The organism is Nocardiopsis prasina DSM 43845 (assembly GCF_000341265.1).
Classification (GTDB): domain Bacteria; phylum Actinomycetota; class Actinomycetes; order Streptosporangiales; family Streptosporangiaceae; genus Nocardiopsis; species Nocardiopsis prasina.
In genome coordinates this window covers 1-16,268 of sequence record NZ_ANAE01000217.1, presented here as the reverse complement: position 1 = coordinate 16,268, position 16,268 = coordinate 1, and the positions used below count along the sequence as shown (strand labels likewise).

Here is a 16,268-nt window from a genome sequence, read left to right as displayed (position 1 = left end):
GCTCCACTCCCAACTTCTAAAAAACAGTGCCTAGGCGTCCGTGCCGGCGGCGCTGCCGCTGCGGCGCTTACGGGCCAGGTAGAGGGCGCCGCCACCGGCACCCAGGGCGGCCACACCGGCGGCCACGAGGCCGAGCAGCGCGCCACCGGTGACGGGGAGGCTGGGCTCGTCGTCCTTGCCCGGGGCGGGCTTGTCGTCCTCGGAGGGAGCGTCGGTCGGGGTGGGCTTGGGCTCCGGCTCGTCGGTCGGCTCCGGGCTCGGGCTCGGGTTCTGCGAGGGCTCCTCGGACGGCTCCGGCTCCGGCGTCGGGGTGGGCTGGTCGGCCTCGGCCCACTCCGCGGAGGCGGCGGCGTTGACGGTGACGTCGCTGTCCTCGGCGGTGATCAGGGTCTGGGTCGCCTTGTCGGGGTTCTCGCCCTTGAACAGACGGCCCTGCTTGATGGTGGCGTTGGCCTGAAGGCTGAAGGACGCCTCGCCCGCGTCGGCGTCGGCGGGGACGGAGAAGCCGACCTTGTCGCCGTTCTCGACGGTGGTGACGGCCTCGCCGGACTCCAGGTCGACCAGCTGGACGCCCTCGGGGGCGGTCAGGTCGACGGGGACGGTGGCCGCGTTGGTCGAGATCTCGAACTCGCCGACGGTCTCACCGGCCTTGCCGGCGGCGCTGTTCGGGTTCACGCTCAGGGTCGGCGCGGGCTCCTGGGGGAGCTCCTCGGCGTTGGCGACCAGGTAGTCGTAGATCCCCTTGACGTTGCCCTGGCCACGGGTGAGGGAGGCGCCGTTGCTGTAGTGCCAGATGGCGGCCTGGGTGGCGGCCAGCGCCTCCTTCTCGGTGACGCGGGCGGCGTTGGCGCCATCGGCGGCCTCGGCCAGGTCCTTGGCACTGACCGTCGGGTAGCCGTTCTGGAGGATCCAGTGGACCTTGCCGGGCTCGGCGAAGGAACCCTTGCCCGGGTAGTTCGCCCAGCTGTCCTCCTGGTACCAGGCGCTCGAGCGGATGCCCGTCTCGATGTCGATGCAGTAGGTGATCAGCTCGCTGCCGTCCTCAAGGCGGAGCTTGAAGAGGTTGGTGCCGATCGTGCCGGCGCTCATGGTGACGGTCTCGCCGGACTGGTGGTTGCCCACGTACTGGGCGCGCACCGAGCCCTCGTAGGTCTCCACGGGCTCCGCGGCGGCCGGGGCGGCCAGGCCGAAGGTCAGCAGCGCCGCGGCCGAGACCGCGAGACCCGCGCGACCGGTGCTCCGGAGGTTGGGGGAGTGCTTCACGTCGTGTCCTGTCATGAGGTGCCGCGCCACACGGGCCCTGGGGGCGTGCGGCGGCGGGAGGAGGAAGAGGGGCGCGTCCGGGAGGGGCCGGCGCGGCTTCGGGCTTCGAGAGAGCCCGGAGGCACACGAGAAGAGGTTTGTGCCTGTCCGATATTAGCGATCTGTCGGGGTACCTCCAAGCCGAACCGGGGGGAATTCTCGGCGCCCCCACCCTGAACTGCGGCTTCTTCGTAAAAGACGGAGGGCCCGCCCCCGTGATCTCTCACGCGGACGGGCCCTCGTGCGGTTCGCTCCCCGGCCGTGCCGTGTCCGGTGTCCGGATCCACGGCGCGGCCGGGGTCACCGGCTCAGGGGGTGACCCCTCAGGCGTCGGTGTCCTCACCGTTGGCCGCCTTGCGCTTGCGGCTCAGGTACAGGGCGGCGCCACCGGCGCCCAGGGCGGCCACACCGGCCGCGACCAGACCAGTGAGCGCGCCACCGGTCACCGGGAGGCTCGGGCTGTCGTCCTCCTTGGGCGGGGTCGGCTTCTCCTCGGCCGGCTCGCTGGGCTTCTCAGCGGGCTCAGAGGGGGACTCGCTGGGCGAGGGGGTCTCGCTCGGCTCGTCGGTCGGCGGGGCCGGGGTCTCGCCCTTGGCCCAGGCCGCCGAGGCCGAGGCCGTGGCGTTGGTGGGCTCACCGTCGACGGTGATCAGCGTCTGGGTGGGCTTCTTCGGGTCCTTGCCCTGGAAGAGGCGCCCGGTCTCGACGGTCGAGGTGGCCTCCAGGCTGAAGGACGCCTCACCCGCCTCGGCGTCCTCGGGGACCGCGAAGCCCACCTTGTCGCCGTTCTCGACGGTGGTGACGGCCTCGCCGGACTCCACGTCGACCAGCTGGACGCCCTCGGGGGCGGTCAGGTCGACGGGGATCTCGGTGGCGTTGGTCTCGATGACGAACTCGCCGACGGTCTCACCGGCCTTGCCCTCGGCGGAGGACGGGGTGATGCTCAGCGCGGCGCCGGGCTCGCGCTCGGTCTCCTCGGCGTTCTCGACGAGGTAGGCGTAGACCTTCTCGACGGCCTCGCTGTTGCCCTCGCTGAGGTCCAGGTCGTTGCTGAAGTGCCAGATGGCGGCCTGGGTGGCCGCGAGGGCGTCACCGTTGCTCAGGCCCTCGACGCCGGCCGCCTCACCGAGGGCGGCGGCGTCGGTGCGCGGGTAGGAGTTCTGAAGGATCCACAGGACCTTGCCGGGCTGCGCGAAGGAGCCCTCGCCCGGGTAGTTGGCCCAGTCGTCCTCTCTGTACTCGGCGCCGCCGACGATCTGGGTGCGGAAGTCGATGCAGTACGTCGTGAGGACGCTGCCGTCGGTCAGCTCCAGGTTGAAGAGGCTGGGCCGGACCTCCTCGCCGTTCATGTGGACGTTCGGGCCGTTCTCGGCGTTGCCGGTGTACCGGCCTTCGAGGGAACCCTCGTAGGTCTCCACCTCGTCGGCGGCCGCGGGGGCGGCCAGACCGAGGGCTAGGAACGCCGCGGCGCTGGCGGCGAGACCAGCGCGTCCGGCGGTGCGGGGGAGGGAGAAGTTACTCAAGTTGTGTCCCGGTGTCTTCTAGGGGTAACCGGATGGAATCCGCCCAGGTCGATGGGGAGCCGTGTGCGGAGGGCGCGGTCGCCACGGATGGCACCCTCGATAGTGAGGGAGGGCCGCTGAGGTGCGCCCGGCGGGCGTCGCACCATGTCGGGGGCAGGGGCGCGGTGGCCGTTCGGGCCGGGCACGGTCTTTCCGGTTGGGGCTCGCTGACGCGGGAACGGGCCGCGTGCGCCGTGGGAAAGCCGACCGCCCGCTTGATACTAGCGATCGGATTCACCACTTCCAACCCGCTCCGGAGAAAATGTGACTCATAACGGGTCGCAAAAAACTCCCGCAGGGAGAAGTCGCATTATGTTCTGGTGTTATGGAACGTGAGTTCGGAGAAGAGTGAGTTCCCCGGTTCTCAGTCCCGTCGCTTTCTGCCCAGAACCAGGATGAGCAGGCCGGACACGACCAGTGCCCCGGCGATCACCAGCAGGCCGGACAGCCACGTGCCGGTGAGGGCCAGGCCGCTCTCGGCGTTCCGGTCCTGCGCCTCCGGGGTCGGTGTGTCCTCCACCACGGGCTCGGGCGAGGGCAGCTCACGGACCTCCGGGGCCTCGGGCCGGGCCGTCTCGGGCTCGGGCTCCTCGGTGGTCTCGCCCCTCGGCTCCTCGCCGCGCCAGGTGAACGTCGCGCTGGTCGAACTCGTCGCCGAACCCGGCTCGGCGGTGATCAGCGGCTGTGTCCGCACCCCCTCGCGGCCGGTGAACAGCCGCCCCTCCTCCAGGGGCACATCGCTGCCGCGGAGATGGAGGGTGACCACCCCGGCCGGGACGGCCGGGTCGACGTCGAGGTAGACCTCGTCCCCGTCGTGGGCCTGTGAGATCTCCTCCCCCTCCGCGTCGACCAGCCACGACGCCGGGGCGCCGCGCAGCGAGAGCCGCACCGGCCCCTCGCCCGCGCTGGAGACCGTCAGGGGGCCCAGCGGTTCCTCCGGGGCGACCGCCTCGGTCTGGGCCGGGGAGACCTCCACGGAAGGGGAGGTGGTCCCGCTTTCGGCGTCCGCGCTGCCCTCCACCAGGTACGCGTAGAGGGTCATGACGTCGGGGTGGTTGGTGTCCGGGTCCAGCTCCACCCCGTCCAGCACGTTCCACAGGGCGGCCTGGGTCGCCGCGATCGCGTGCGTCTCCTCCAGGAACAGCACCCCGGAGACGGCGCCCAGTACGGGCAGGGGCACGTTCGGGTAGGAGTTGGACACCACCCAGTTGGCCCGGTGCGCGGGGGCCGAATCCCCGGGGGTTACGGTCCACTCCGGACGGTCAGCCCACGCCGACTCCACGTAGGCGGTGCGCGGCCGCACCTCCTCGTCCACGACCAGCGCGTAGGCGCGTACGGAGTCCTCGTCGGCCACGCGCAGACTGAACAGCGCCGTGTCCACCTCGTCGCCGTCAGTGAGCACGACGGGCAGGCCCGCGACCGGATCTCGGTCAAGACGGGAGAAGTCGTCGGCCGCCGCGGGGGCGGTGGTCAGGGTGCCGATCAGCGCGGAGGCGGAAAGCAGCGCGGCGCACCGAAGCAGGATGCCGGACATGCGCGGGCGCTCCTGTTGTGACATGCGGAAGGGGTCGAACGCCCCTACCGGCGAAATCGTTTTCCTGGGCAGTAAAGACTAACCGTCCGGCACCCGTCACAGCGGGAGATCATCTCTACAGCGGCCCAATCGTGTGCTCGCCGTGACATCCGTCAGCGGCACCCCGCCCGGGGACGGGACCGCCGGACCTCTCAGCCTCGGTAGGCTGACCTGGAAGGTATGTCCTCTACTGAAACGGGTTTGCGGCGATGGCCCACGCGGTGACTCCCAGCTTTGAACAGGCGCTGAACACGTACGAACCCGTGCTCGGCCTGGAGACCCACATCGAGCTGGGTACCGCCTCGAAGATGTTCTGCCCCTGCCCCACCGCCTTCGGCGCCGAGCCCAACACCCAGGTGTGCCCGGTCTGCCTCGCGTTCCCCGGCTCCCTGCCGGTGGTCAACGAGAAGGCCGTCGAGGGCGCGATCCGGCTCGGACTGGCGCTCGACTGCTCCATCGCCCCCTGGGGCCGGTTCGCGCGGAAGAACTACTTCTACCCGGACATGCCGAAGAACTACCAGATCTCGCAGTACGACGAGCCGATCTGCGTGGACGGGCACCTCGACGTCACGGTCGACACCCCCGAGGGGCCGCGCGTGTTCCGCGTGGAGATCGAGCGCGTCCACATGGAGGAGGACACCGGCAAGTCCTCGCACGTCGGTGGTTCCACCGGCCGCATCCACGGCGCCAGCCACTCCAACGTCGACTACAACCGCGCCGGTATCCCGCTGCTGGAGATCGTCACCAAGCCGATCACCGGCACCGGTGAGCTCGCCCCCCTGGTCGCCCGCGCCTACGCCGCCGAACTGCGCGACCTGGTCCGCTCGCTCGGCATCTCCGACGTCCGCATGGAGGAGGGCTCCATGCGCTGCGACGTCAACGTCTCCATCAACGAGCGCGGCGCCGACGAGTGGGGCACCCGCAGCGAGACCAAGAACGTCAACTCCCTGCGTTCCGTCGAGCGGTCCGTCCGCTCGGAGATCGAGCGCCAGGCCGGTGTCCTCGACGCCGGGGAGCGGGTCGTGCAGGAGACCCGCCACTTCCAGGAGCACCTCGGCCGCAGCACCTCCGGCCGCTCCAAGGAGGAGGCGCAGGACTACCGTTACTTCCCGGACCCCGACCTCGTCCCGGTCGCCCCGTCCGAGGAGTGGATCGAGGAGCTGCGCGCCACCCTGCCCGAACTCCCCGCCGCCCAGCGCGCCCGGGTCACGTCCGAGTGGGACCTCTCCGACACCGAGCTGCGCGACCTGGTCAACGCCGACGCCATCGGCCTGGTCGAGGCGACCGTCACCGAGGGAGCGCCCTCGGCCGAGGCCCGCAAGCTGTGGCTGAACGAGCTCTCCCGCCGCGCCACCGAGCAGGAGGTCGAGCTCTCCTCCCTGCCGATCACCCCGGCGCAGGTCGCCCGGGTCATCGCGCTCGTCGCCGAGGGCACGCTCACCAACAAGCTGGCACGCCAGGTCGTCGAGGGCGTCCTCGCGGGTGAGGGCGAGCCCGACGCCGTGGTGGAGGCCCGTGGCCTGAAGGTCGTCAGCGACGACGGCGCGCTGGGCGCGGCCGTCGACGAGGCCATCGCCAGCAACCCCGACGCCGCCGACAAGGTGCGCGGGGGCAAGGTGGCCGCGGCCGGCGCCCTGGTCGGCGCCGTCATGAAGGCCACCCGGGGCCAGGCCGACGCGGGCCGTGCGCGGGAACTCATCCTGGAGAGGCTTTCCGGCCAGTAGGGGGCGGGCGGACCGCCCGTCGGCGCCGGGGTGTGAGGTAGGGCTCCTCCGTTCGGCCCAGGTGGGCGGAACCGCCGTCGGTCCCGGTTCGTTGCCCGGTGCGTGAGCGGCGTCGGGGGGACTCGGTCCCCTCGGCGCCGCCGTCGCTTCCGGGGAGGGGAGCACCGGGCGACACTCACTCTGGGTGATGGTTCTGTCGTCATCTCTCGTCCGCTCCTCAATCGCTGTGTGACCTTGGTTGCGTAGGGTGTCCACGCACGGGGGTGAGTCCGGCCCGTCTGGTCCATCCCGCCACCGTTCGTCCCGGTCCCGTGGGAACCCGGGCGGCAACCCGCGGTGCGGCACGGCGCCGCGTCCTGATGCGAGTGATCACGAGGTGGGTGCTCCATGTCCGAGGAGAGAGCGCGACGGCGGCCGGGGGCCGCCCGGGTCGCCGCGCACCCGCTGGGAGGCCGGTGATGGGAACGAGGGCACGCCGCCTGGGACTGTTCGGGTTGGGCGCGCTTTTCCTGCTCTACCTCGCGGGGACAGTCATCCCTTCGGGAGAGGCCACCCTGACCGCGTCCCTGGGGCAGTGGCCCACCGCAGTGGTGGCCGGTGTCGCTGGTGGCTCCCTGCTCTACGCCTCGCGGCGCTGGGCCCGGACCGGTGCGGACCGGGAGGCCCACGTGGACGGGGCGGACGGTCCCGCCGCGCTGCGCTTCCTCGGGCTGGCCGCGCTCGCCTGGTGCGCGGGTGGTCTCACTCACGCCATCACCCGCTCCTTCAGCGGAGCGTCGGTCCTCTCGCTCACCCTGGGTGACCTCTTCGCGCTCGCCGCACTGCCACTCTTCGTGATCGGCTTCACGCGGTTCGCTCCCTGGCCGGGCGGCCTGCGCACGGCCGTGCGGCACATCACCGACAGCTACGTGTGCGCCGCCGCGGTCTTCTCCGTGGTGTGGATCCTGCTGTTCTCCCCGCTCTACGAGGAGCTGGGCGAGGGGGCCGGGTTCCTCGGGTTCGCGCTGGTCTACCCGGTCGCCGACATCGTGGTGCTGTGCCTGCTCATACCCCTGGTGTTCATGTCGCCGCACAGCACCCGGCGCGCGGTGCTGGTGGCGATCGGCGCGCTGGTCGTCATCGCGGCCTCGGACATGGTCGGCGCGGTGACGCGCCTGACCGGCCCCCCGGTGGCGGGCGGCGTCGAGCAGCCGGTGCGCTTCCTCGGGTTCGCCCTGCTGGGCGCGCTGCCGTGGCTGGTGGAGCACCGTCCGGGCGCGGCTCCCAGGAGGATCACCGGCCGGGGGCTCTACCGCTTCGCGCCGGAGATCGCCGCCGTGGCTTCGGTGTTCGTGGCCACCGTCGTGCTCACTGTCGCGGCGCTGCGCCTGCCGGACGTCGCCCCCGTGCTGCCGCTGGCGGCGGGGACGGCGGTGCTGGTCCTGCTGCTGCGGGTCGTCGGGATGCTGGAGGAGAACTCCACGCTCGCCCGCATGGTCCGCAACCGCGAGGGGCACTTCAACGAACTGGCGCGCAACAGCGGCGACGTCATCCTGGTCCTGGACCGGGACGGCGGTGTCCACTACATGAGCCCGGGCACGGCGGAGGCGTTCGGCTACCGGCTGGACGACGTCCTGGCCGCCCCGGTGACCACGCTCATCCACCCCGAGGACCTGGCGCGGACCAAGGCCGTCACGAACCTGTTCACCGAGCGGTCGAGCCAGGGGGTGCACCTGCGGCTGCGGGTGCGCGCCGCGGACGGCACCTGGCGGCACACGTCGTCGACGATCTCCCTGTACGAACAGCCGGGTGAGCCCGACCGCCTGCTGGTCACCACCAGCGACATCAGCGCCCAGGTCGCCCTCCAGGACGAGGTCGAGCACCTGACCTTCCACGACGGCGTCACGGGCCTGCCCAACCGCGCCTACCTGGAGGAGCGGGCCAGCGACGTCCTGGCACACCGGGCGATCAGTGACGACCCCTCCGGGGACGTCGCGGTCATCTTCCTGGACCTGGACGGGTTCACCGCGGTCAACGACTCCGCCGGGCACGTGCGCGGCGACCACATGCTGGGACAGGCGGCCCGGCGCCTGCGCGGAGAGCTGGGCGCCAACGCCACGCTGGCCCGCTGGGGCGGGGACGAGTTCGCGGTCCTGGTGGAGGACGTGCCCAAGGCGCAGCGGGTGGTCGACCTCGCCGAGCGGCTGGGCCGGGTGATCGCCTCCGAGCCCTTCCAGGTGGCGGACCGGGACATCCTGCTGACCGCCAGCATCGGGGTGGCCTTCGCCGACGAGGCCACCGACAGCGGGGAGCTGCTGCGCAACGCCGACGTCGCGATGACCCGGGCCAAGGAGCGCGGGGCCGGGAACGTGGAGGTCTACGCCGCCCACATGCACGAGATGGTCGTGTCCCGGCTGGAGCTCCAGATCCGGTTGCGGCAGGCGCTGGCCAACGGCGAGTTCTTCCTGGAGTACCAGCCGGTCGTCGACCTGGGCACCTCGCAGGTGAACGCGGTGGAGGCGCTGGTGCGGTGGGACCGTGACGGTGAGGCGGTGGGTCCGGGCGAGTTCCTGGGCGCCGCCGAGGAGTCGGGTCTGATCGTGCCCCTCGGGGAGTGGATACTGCGAGAGGCCTGCGAGAAGGTCGCGGTGTGGCGGGTCTCCGACTGGGACATCGGCCTGTCCGTGAACCTGTCGGTGAAGCAGGTGCTGTCGCCGAGGTTCGTGGAGACGGTCGAGGGCGTGCTCGCCGAGACCGGTCTGCCCGCCGAGGTGCTGACCCTGGAGGTGGACGAGGAGGTCCTCCTCGACGACCGGGGCGACGCCGTGGCACGCCTGGGCGAACTCCGTGAGCTCGGGGTGCGCCTGGCCATCGACGACTACGGCATGGGCTACGCCTCGCTGGCGCACCTGCGCGAGCTGAGCGTGGACGCGATCAAGATCGACCCGTCCTTCATCGCGGACCTGGGTCGTGACGACACGGTCACCCTGCTCACCCACACGATCATCCAGCTCGGCCGCGACCTGGGCGTCCAGGTGGTCGCCGAGGGCATCGAGCGACCGGAGCAGCTGGAGCAGCTGCGGGTGATGGGCTGCGACCACGGTCAGGGCTTCCTGGTCGCCCGTCCGATGCCCGCGAGCGGTGTGGAGGCCCTGGTGGGCGGGGAGGCCGGGGCCAACCTGTAGCCGTCCGGAATCGGGTGGCCTGGGATGTTAAGTCCGGCTTACGAACGATGATTCGAGCCCCTGTCGCGTGTTCTGTGTTACACGCGACAGGGGCTTTGGCCTTGTCCTCGCAGGTCAGAGGGGTGAGGTCGGTTCCCGCGCGGCCGTATTCTGACATTTCTGTCTCACATAATGAGACAAACTTCAGTTCTGGTTGACGCGCGACCGTTCCATCGGCCAATGTTGTCAACGTGCAGAACAACTCCCTGATTCTCGTACTTGGTCGGCGCGCAGCCCACTGAGTTTCCTCTGCTGCGCGCTACCCTCGACCGCCACCCGGCGGTGGGGGTTTTTTTATTGCCGCACCAGGCCGAGAACCGGCAACCACCACCGCCAGAGCCGCAGCACCGCTCTGGACCCTCGCTGAAGGATCTTGAGATGACCGAGCAGATGACCGGCGCCCAATCGCTGATCAGGTCGCTGGAGCACGTCGGCGTTGACACTGTCTTCGGGATTCCCGGCGGCGCCATCCTCCCGGCCTACGACCCGCTCTACGACTCGGTGAAGGTGCGCCACATCCTGATGCGCCACGAGCAGGGCGCGGGGCACGCGGCCGAGGGCTACGCCTACGCCACCGGCCGACCCGGGGTGTGCATGGCCACCAGCGGGCCCGGGGCCACCAACCTCGTCACGCCGCTGGCCGACGCCCACATGGACTCGGTCCCGATGGTCGCCATCACCGGGCAGGTCGCCGCCCCGATGATCGGTACCGACGCCTTCCAGGAAGCCGACATCTGCGGCATCACGATGCCGATCACCAAGCACAACTTCCTGGTCAAGGACGTCCGCGACATTCCCCGCACCATCGCCGAGGCCTTCCACATCGCCTCCAGCGGCCGCCCCGGCCCGGTGCTCGTCGACATCTCCAAGGACGCCCTCCAGAACAGCACCGACTTCGTCTGGCCCGAGCGCCTGGACCTGCCCGGCTACCGGCCGGTCACCAAGCCCCACGGCAAGCAGGTCCGCGAGGCCGCCCGGCTGATCGCCGACGCCAAGCGCCCGGTCCTCTACGTGGGCGGCGGCGTCCTGCGCGCCGGGGCCTCCGCCGAACTGCGGGTCCTCGCCGAACTCACCGGCGTCCCCGTCGTCACCACGCTGATGGCCCGGGGCGTCTTCCCCGACAGCCACCCGCTGTACGTGGGCATGCCCGGCATGCACGGCGACGTCACCGCCGTCGGCGCACTCCAGAAGGCCGACCTGATCGTCGCCCTCGGCGCCCGGTTCGACGACCGTGTCACCGGTCGCCTGGACAGCTTCGCGCCCGACGCGAAGATCGTCCACGCCGACATCGACCCGGCCGAGATCTCCAAGAACCGCCACGCGGACGTGCCCATCGTCGGCGACTGCCGCGAGGTCCTCGCCGACCTCGTCGTAGCCGTCCGCGCCGACCAGGAGAAGGGCCGCCAGGGCGACTACGAGGCCTGGTGGCACCGGCTCAAGCAGCTGCGCACCACCTACCCCAAGGGCTTCGACGCCCCCACCGACGGCAGCCTGTCACCCCAGGCGGTCATCCAGCGCCTGGGACAGGTCGTCGGCCCCGAGGCCACCTACGTGGCGGGCGTCGGACAGCACCAGATGTGGGCCGCGCAGTTCATCGACTACGAGCGCCCCGGCTCCTTCGTCAACTCCGGCGGCCTCGGCACCATGGGCTTCTCCGTCCCGGCCGCCCTGGGCGCGAAGGTCGGCGACCCCGACCGCGTGGTCTGGTCGGTGGACGGCGACGGCTGCTTCCAGATGACCAACCAGGAGCTGGCCACCTGCGCGATCGAGGGCATCCCGATCAAGGTCGCCGTGGTCAACAACGGCAACCTGGGCATGGTGCGCCAGTGGCAGACCCTCTACTACGAGGGCCGCTACTCCAACACCGACCTCCAGACCTCGCCGCTGGACGAGAAGGTCCGCATCCCGGACTTCGTCCGCCTGGCCGAGGCCTACGGCTGCGTGGGCCTGCGGTGCGAGCGCCCCGAGGACATCGACGCGACCATCGAGAAGGCGATGTCGATCAACGACCGCCCCGTGGTCGTCGACTTCACCGTCAACCACGACGCCATGGTCTGGCCCATGGTCGGCCCCGGCGTCAGCAACGACAACATCCAGTACGCGCGCGACATGGCGCCCAACTGGGAACACCAGGACTAGGAGTAGGGCCGAACCACCATGAGCCGTCACACGCTTTCCGTTCTGGTCGAGGACACCCCGGGCATCCTGGCCCGGGCCTCCGCCCTCTTCTCCCGTCGTGGGTTCAACATCGACTCGCTCAGTGTGAGCACCACTGAGTACACCGGACTGTCCCGGATGACGATCGCGGTCAACTGCGACCTCCACCCTTTGGAGCAGGTGACCAAACAGCTCAACAAGCTGGTCAACGTCGTCAAGATCGTGGAGATGGACACCACCGCGTCGGTGCAGCGCGAGCTGCTCCTGGTCAAGGTCAAGGCCGACGCGTCGAGCCGCACCCATGTGCTTCAGACGGCCGAGCTGTTCCGCGCGCACGTCGTGGACGTCAGCCCGGACGTCGTCGTCATCGAGGCCACCGGCGACCCCGAGAAGCTCGATGCCCTGGTCAGGAACCTGGAACCCTTCGGGATCCGGGAACTCGTGAAGTCAGGGCTGGTCGCCCTGGGGCGGGGGCCCCGTTCGATCACCGACCGCTCCCTGCGGGCGGTCGACCGCAGCGCCTGAGCCGTCACCGGCGAATCGGCACCCGGCGGAGCTCGAACTGAAAGGCTGTCCGGACACGGCCGGACGGCTCACCCCGCCCCCAAAGAACGTGAGAAACAAGGAGCAACCCCAAGTGGCAGCACAGATGTACTACGACGACGCCGCCGACCTCGCGCTCATCCAGAGCAAGAAGGTCGCCGTGATCGGTTACGGCAGCCAGGGCCACGCGCACGCGCTGTCGCTGCGGGACTCGGGCGTGGACGTCCGGGTCGGTCTGGCCGAGGGCTCCAAGAGCCGCGCCAAGGCCGAGGAGGAGGGCCTGCGGGTCGTCAGCCCCGCGGAGGCCACCCGCGAGGCCGACGTGATCATGATCCTGGTCCCGGACCACATCCACCGTGACCTGTACGCCCAGGAGATCGAGCCCAACCTGGAGGCGGGCAACGCCCTCTTCTTCGGGCACGGCTTCAGCATCCGCTACGGCCTGATCAAGGCCCCCGAGGGCGTCGACGTCGCCATGGTCGCCCCCAAGGGACCGGGCCACCTGGTCCGCCGCCAGTACGAGGCCGGGCGCGGCGTGCCCTGTCTGGTCGCGGTCGAGAAGGACGCCAGCGGGCAGGCCTGGGACCTGGCGCTGTCGTGGGCCAAGGGCATCGGCGGCACCAAGGCCGGTGTCATCCGGACCACCTTCACCGAGGAGACCGAGACCGACCTCTTCGGCGAGCAGGCCGTCCTGTGCGGTGGCACCGAGGAGCTGGTCAAGGCCGGTTTCGCCACCCTGGTCGAGGCGGGCTACCAGCCGGAGATCGCCTACTTCGAGTGCCTGCACGAGCTCAAGCTGATCGTCGACCTCATGTACGAGGGCGGCATCTCCAAGATGAACTGGTCCGTCTCGGACAACGCCGAGTACGGCGGCTACCCCCGCGGCCCGCGCCTCGTCACCGAGCAGACCCGCGAGGAGATGCGCAAGATCCTGGGCGAGATCCAGGACGGCACGTACGCCAAGGAGCTCATGGACGAGTTCGACGCCGGTCAGCCGACCTTCGGCAAGCGCCGTGAGGCCGAGCAGAACGAGCAGATCGAGAAGGTGGGCGCCGAGCTGCGCCCGCTGATGAGCTGGCTCAAGGGGTAACAACGCCTCTCGTAACTCGAAATCCCCACCGGGGGCGGGGCGGTCGCTCCGCCCCCGGTGGCGTTCGCGGGGGAGGGTGACTCTTCTTTCGTCGGCGGTTCCGCCATCCGCCCGACGGGCTTCCCTACCCCGCTAGTAGACTTTGGACCGGCCGTCACACCCGACTCGGGCAGCGCCTCCACCTGCGCGATCGGGTCGCACCACCCGAAAAGGAACAGTTGTGACCAAACCCGTCGTACTCGTCGCGGAAAAGCTTTCGCCTGCCGGAATCGCGCTTCTTGAGGAAGACTTCGAAGTACGCCATGTGGACGGTGCCGACCGGTCCCTGCTGCTTCCCGCCCTGTCCGGTGTCGACGCCCTGATCGTGCGCAGCGCCACCCAGGTGGACGCCGAGGCCGTCGCCGCGGCCAACCGCCTCCAGGTCGTCGCCCGCGCCGGTGTCGGCCTGGACAACGTGGACGTGGACGCCGCCACCAAGGCCGGCGTCCTGGTGGTCAACGCCCCCACCTCCAACATCATCAGCGCCGCCGAGCAGGCCATCAACCTGCTGCTCGCCAGCGCCCGCAACACCGCCCCCGCCCACAACGCGCTCATCAACGGTGAGTGGAAGCGGTCCAAGTACACGGGTGTGGAGCTCTACGAGAAGGTCGTCGGCGTGGTCGGCCTCGGCCGGATCGGCGCCCTGGTCGCCCAGCGCCTGCTGGCCTTCGGTACCCGGGTCATCGCCTTCGACCCCTTCGTGCAGCCTGCCCGCGCCGCCCAGATCGGCGTGGAGATGGTGACCCTGGACGAGCTGCTGGAGCGCTCGGACTTCATCACCATCCACCTGCCCAAGAACAAGGACACGGTGGGCCTGATCGGCGACGAGGCGCTGAGCAAGGTCAAGCCCTCCGTGCGGGTCATCAACGCCGCGCGCGGCGGCATCCTCGACGAGGAGGCCCTGTACCGGGCGCTCAAGGACGGCCGCGTGGCCGGTGCGGGCATCGACGTGTTCGCCAAGGAGCCCACCACGGACAGCCCGCTGTTCGAGTTCGAGAACGTCGTGGTCGCCCCGCACCTGGGCGCGAGCACCGCCGAGGCGCAGGAGAAGGCGGGCACCCAGGTGGCCCGCTCGGTGAAGCTGGCCCTGTCCGGCGAGTTCGTTCCGGACGCGGTGAACGTGCAGGGCACCGGGGTCGCGGAGGAGATCAAGCCGGGTCTGCCGCTCACCGAGAAGCTCGGCCGGGTGTTCACCTCGCTGGCCGGGGCGCTCGCCGCGAGGATCGACGTCGAGGTGCGCGGCGAGATCGCCCAGCACGACGTCAAGGTCCTGGAGCTGGCCGCGCTCAAGGGCGTCTTCACCGACGTGGTCGAGGACGCCGTGACCTTCGTGAACGCGCCGCTGCTCGCCAAGGAGCGCGGTGTCGAGGTCAACCTGATCACCAGTGACGACAGCACCGACTGGCGCAACCTGATCTCCGTGCGCGGTGTGCTGGCCGACGGCACCCGGGTGTCGGTCTCGGGCACGCTGACCGGTCCCCGCCAGTCCGAGAAGCTGGTGGAGATCAACAACTACACGATGGAGATCGGCCTCGACGAGCACATGGTGTTCCTCTCCTACGAGGACCGCCCGGGCATCGTCGGCAAGGTCGGCGCGCTGCTCGGCGACGCCGAGGTCAACATCGCTGGCATGCAGGTCATCCGGGACCAGGAGGGCGGCAAGGCGCTGATCGCCCTGACCGTGGACTCCGCCGTGCCGGACGAGATCCTGACGTCGATCGCGGGGGAGATCGACGCCGAGATCGCCCGCCAGATCGACCTGGAGGACTGACCGGAGCCGGTCGGCTCGGGGGCCGTTCCGCACGGATGTCGACATTCGATATCCGTGCGGAACGGCCCCTTCTTTACGTGTCACATGAATTTCCTATTTATGCCGCTATGAGGATTGATTTTCTCCTTTGTAATGCGGTCCAAAGAGTGTGTCTGTGGTTGGCAAACATCGTGACACGCCCGCCAGCCTGGTTCTTCGCCTCCGTGGTGCGGATGTAAGCGTGGCCGAGGGTCGGCTGCGGGTGGTCATTCCTCGTCGGTCGGTTCTCGGGAAATCCGGTGTTCCGCACGAATGGGGTCTGAATTGCGTTTTCTGCGGCGGCGTCTCGTTCTCATGTCCTTTCTTCCGGTGCTCGCGGTCTCCACGGCACTCGGATCGCTGTTCTTCGTGGGGTTGGTCGACCTGTGGTCGGCCGTGCAGATCACGGTCCTGGCCGGGCTCACCGGCCTGGTCGCACTGCTCGTGGTCCAGACACGGCGGACCGCCGCCCAGATCCGCCACCTCCGTCGGGGCCTCGACCGACAGGTCCGCGAGGTGGCCGAGATCGCGGGCGAGAACCGTGCCGAGATGTTCGGCCGCGCCGACGACCTGACCGACCGCCTGGACTCGGTGGCCGAGTCCGTGTCCGAGCTGCGCACGGAGATGAGCGGTCGGCTGTCCGAGGTACAGGTGATCAAGACCGCCCCCGTGCACAGCCGGGCGGTGTCGTGAGGGAAGGGGCCCTGACCGAGGCCCTCCGGGGGCGTGGGCCGGGGCGCCTGGTGCTGTGCCACATCGGTGAGGGAACCGATCCGGGCCCCGCCCGGCCCGGGGACGGGCTGGAGGTCGTCGACCTCCGGAAGGCGGGCGGGCGCGAGTTCGACGGACCGGTCGAGCGCGTCGTGGTCCTCGCGGCCACCACGGCGGACCTGCGTGCGGCGGTCCCGCTGAGCACGGGGCTCCCCTCGGCCGCCGATCTGCGGGTGGTGGTCGCCGCCTCGGCCCGGCACACCGGCCCGCCCCTCCCCACCCCACCGGGCCTGGGGCAGTGGGAGGGCCTGCTCCACTTCCAGGTGGGCCGCCTCCAGGGCCGGGGGTGGTCGTGCTCGTTCGCCTTCACCGATCCGGTCGACTCGGGGGTGGTCCTGCGGGCGGTCGCGCAGGCGATGGTGGGTGGGCGGCGAGGCCAGGCCCCGCCGCGCAGGGAGGACCCGGACGTCGTTCCGGCCACGGGTCCCACCTGGGCCGTACTGGGCCGTCCCGGCGCGCTGTCGGCCCGCCCGACGATCCGGGAGCTGTCGGTGGACGACGTTCCGGTGGTGGAC

Annotated in this window: 10 protein-coding genes and 1 pseudogene; 8 read left to right on the top strand and 3 right to left on the bottom strand. The window is 70.3% G+C overall.

Features of this window, described 5'->3' with window-relative positions; translation table 11 throughout:
* Nucleotides 1-30 precede the first annotated feature (30 nt).
* The 3 genes from D452_RS0126950 to D452_RS0126940 form a co-directional block, all read right to left on the bottom strand.
* Nucleotides 31-1,263, bottom strand: coding sequence for a Cys-Gln thioester bond-forming surface protein (locus D452_RS0126950; protein WP_017547245.1), 1,233 nt, complete (start codon nt 1,261-1,263; stop codon nt 31-33).
* A 362-nt stretch (nt 1,264-1,625) separates the two neighbouring features.
* Nucleotides 1,626-2,825: a thioester domain-containing protein gene (locus D452_RS0126945; protein ID WP_017547244.1), complete on the bottom strand. Its 1,200-nt coding sequence runs from the start codon at nt 2,823-2,825 to the stop codon at nt 1,626-1,628.
* Nucleotides 2,826-3,228: 403 nt separating this feature from the next.
* Entirely contained in the window at nt 3,229-4,398 is a 1,170-nt protein-coding gene (locus D452_RS0126940; protein WP_017547243.1) for a thioester domain-containing protein, read from the bottom strand.
* Between the two features lie 248 nt (nt 4,399-4,646).
* Here D452_RS0126940 and gatB point away from each other — a divergent pair, with 248 nt between their 5' ends.
* From gatB to D452_RS29125, 8 genes and pseudogenes are all read left to right on the top strand, one after another.
* The gene (gatB, locus tag D452_RS0126935; protein WP_017547242.1) at nt 4,647-6,161 is read left to right on the top strand and encodes an Asp-tRNA(Asn)/Glu-tRNA(Gln) amidotransferase subunit GatB; all 1,515 of its coding nucleotides are present in this window, start codon (nt 4,647-4,649) and stop codon (nt 6,159-6,161) included.
* Nucleotides 6,162-6,619: 458 nt separating this feature from the next.
* Nucleotides 6,620-9,325 (top strand): putative bifunctional diguanylate cyclase/phosphodiesterase, encoded by a 2,706-nt coding sequence (locus D452_RS0126930; protein ID WP_017547241.1) that lies wholly within the window; start codon nt 6,620-6,622, stop codon nt 9,323-9,325.
* A 402-nt stretch (nt 9,326-9,727) separates the two neighbouring features.
* Nucleotides 9,728-11,503 (top strand): acetolactate synthase large subunit, encoded by a 1,776-nt coding sequence (locus D452_RS0126925; protein ID WP_083927640.1) that lies wholly within the window; start codon nt 9,728-9,730, stop codon nt 11,501-11,503.
* 18 nt (nt 11,504-11,521) lie between these two features.
* A complete protein-coding gene (gene ilvN / locus D452_RS0126920; RefSeq protein ID WP_017547239.1) occupies nt 11,522-12,046 on the top strand; it encodes an acetolactate synthase small subunit in 525 nt (174 codons plus the stop codon).
* 112 nt (nt 12,047-12,158) lie between these two features.
* Nucleotides 12,159-13,154, top strand: coding sequence for a ketol-acid reductoisomerase (gene ilvC / locus D452_RS0126915; RefSeq protein WP_193374289.1), 996 nt, complete (start codon nt 12,159-12,161; stop codon nt 13,152-13,154).
* Nucleotides 13,155-13,374: 220 nt separating this feature from the next.
* Nucleotides 13,375-14,964, top strand: coding sequence for a phosphoglycerate dehydrogenase (serA, locus tag D452_RS0126910; protein ID WP_026129713.1), 1,590 nt, complete (start codon nt 13,375-13,377; stop codon nt 14,962-14,964).
* A gap of 333 nt (nt 14,965-15,297) precedes the next feature.
* Entirely contained in the window at nt 15,298-15,675 is a 378-nt protein-coding gene (locus tag D452_RS0126905; RefSeq protein ID WP_017547236.1) for a hypothetical protein, read from the top strand.
* Nucleotides 15,672-16,268 (top strand): annotated as a pseudogene (locus D452_RS29125) (glycosyltransferase); the annotation flags it as partial. The gene D452_RS0126905 and the pseudogene D452_RS29125, both read left to right, overlap by 4 nt.

What these genes read in the sequence shown, in the direction of transcription:
- D452_RS0126930 (WP_017547241.1), top strand. Translation starts at nt 6,620, where the DNA reads ATGGGAACGAGGGCACGCCGCCTGGGACTGTTCGGGTTGGGCGCGCTT.
- ilvN (WP_017547239.1), top strand. Translation starts at nt 11,522, where the DNA reads ATGAGCCGTCACACGCTTTCCGTTCTGGTCGAGGACACCCCGGGCATC.
- D452_RS0126905 (WP_017547236.1), top strand. Translation starts at nt 15,298, where the DNA reads ATGTCCTTTCTTCCGGTGCTCGCGGTCTCCACGGCACTCGGATCGCTG.
- gatB (WP_017547242.1), top strand. Translation starts at nt 4,647, where the DNA reads ATGGCCCACGCGGTGACTCCCAGCTTTGAACAGGCGCTGAACACGTAC.
- D452_RS0126940 (WP_017547243.1), bottom strand. Translation starts at nt 4,398, where the DNA reads ATGTCCGGCATCCTGCTTCGGTGCGCCGCGCTGCTTTCCGCCTCCGCG.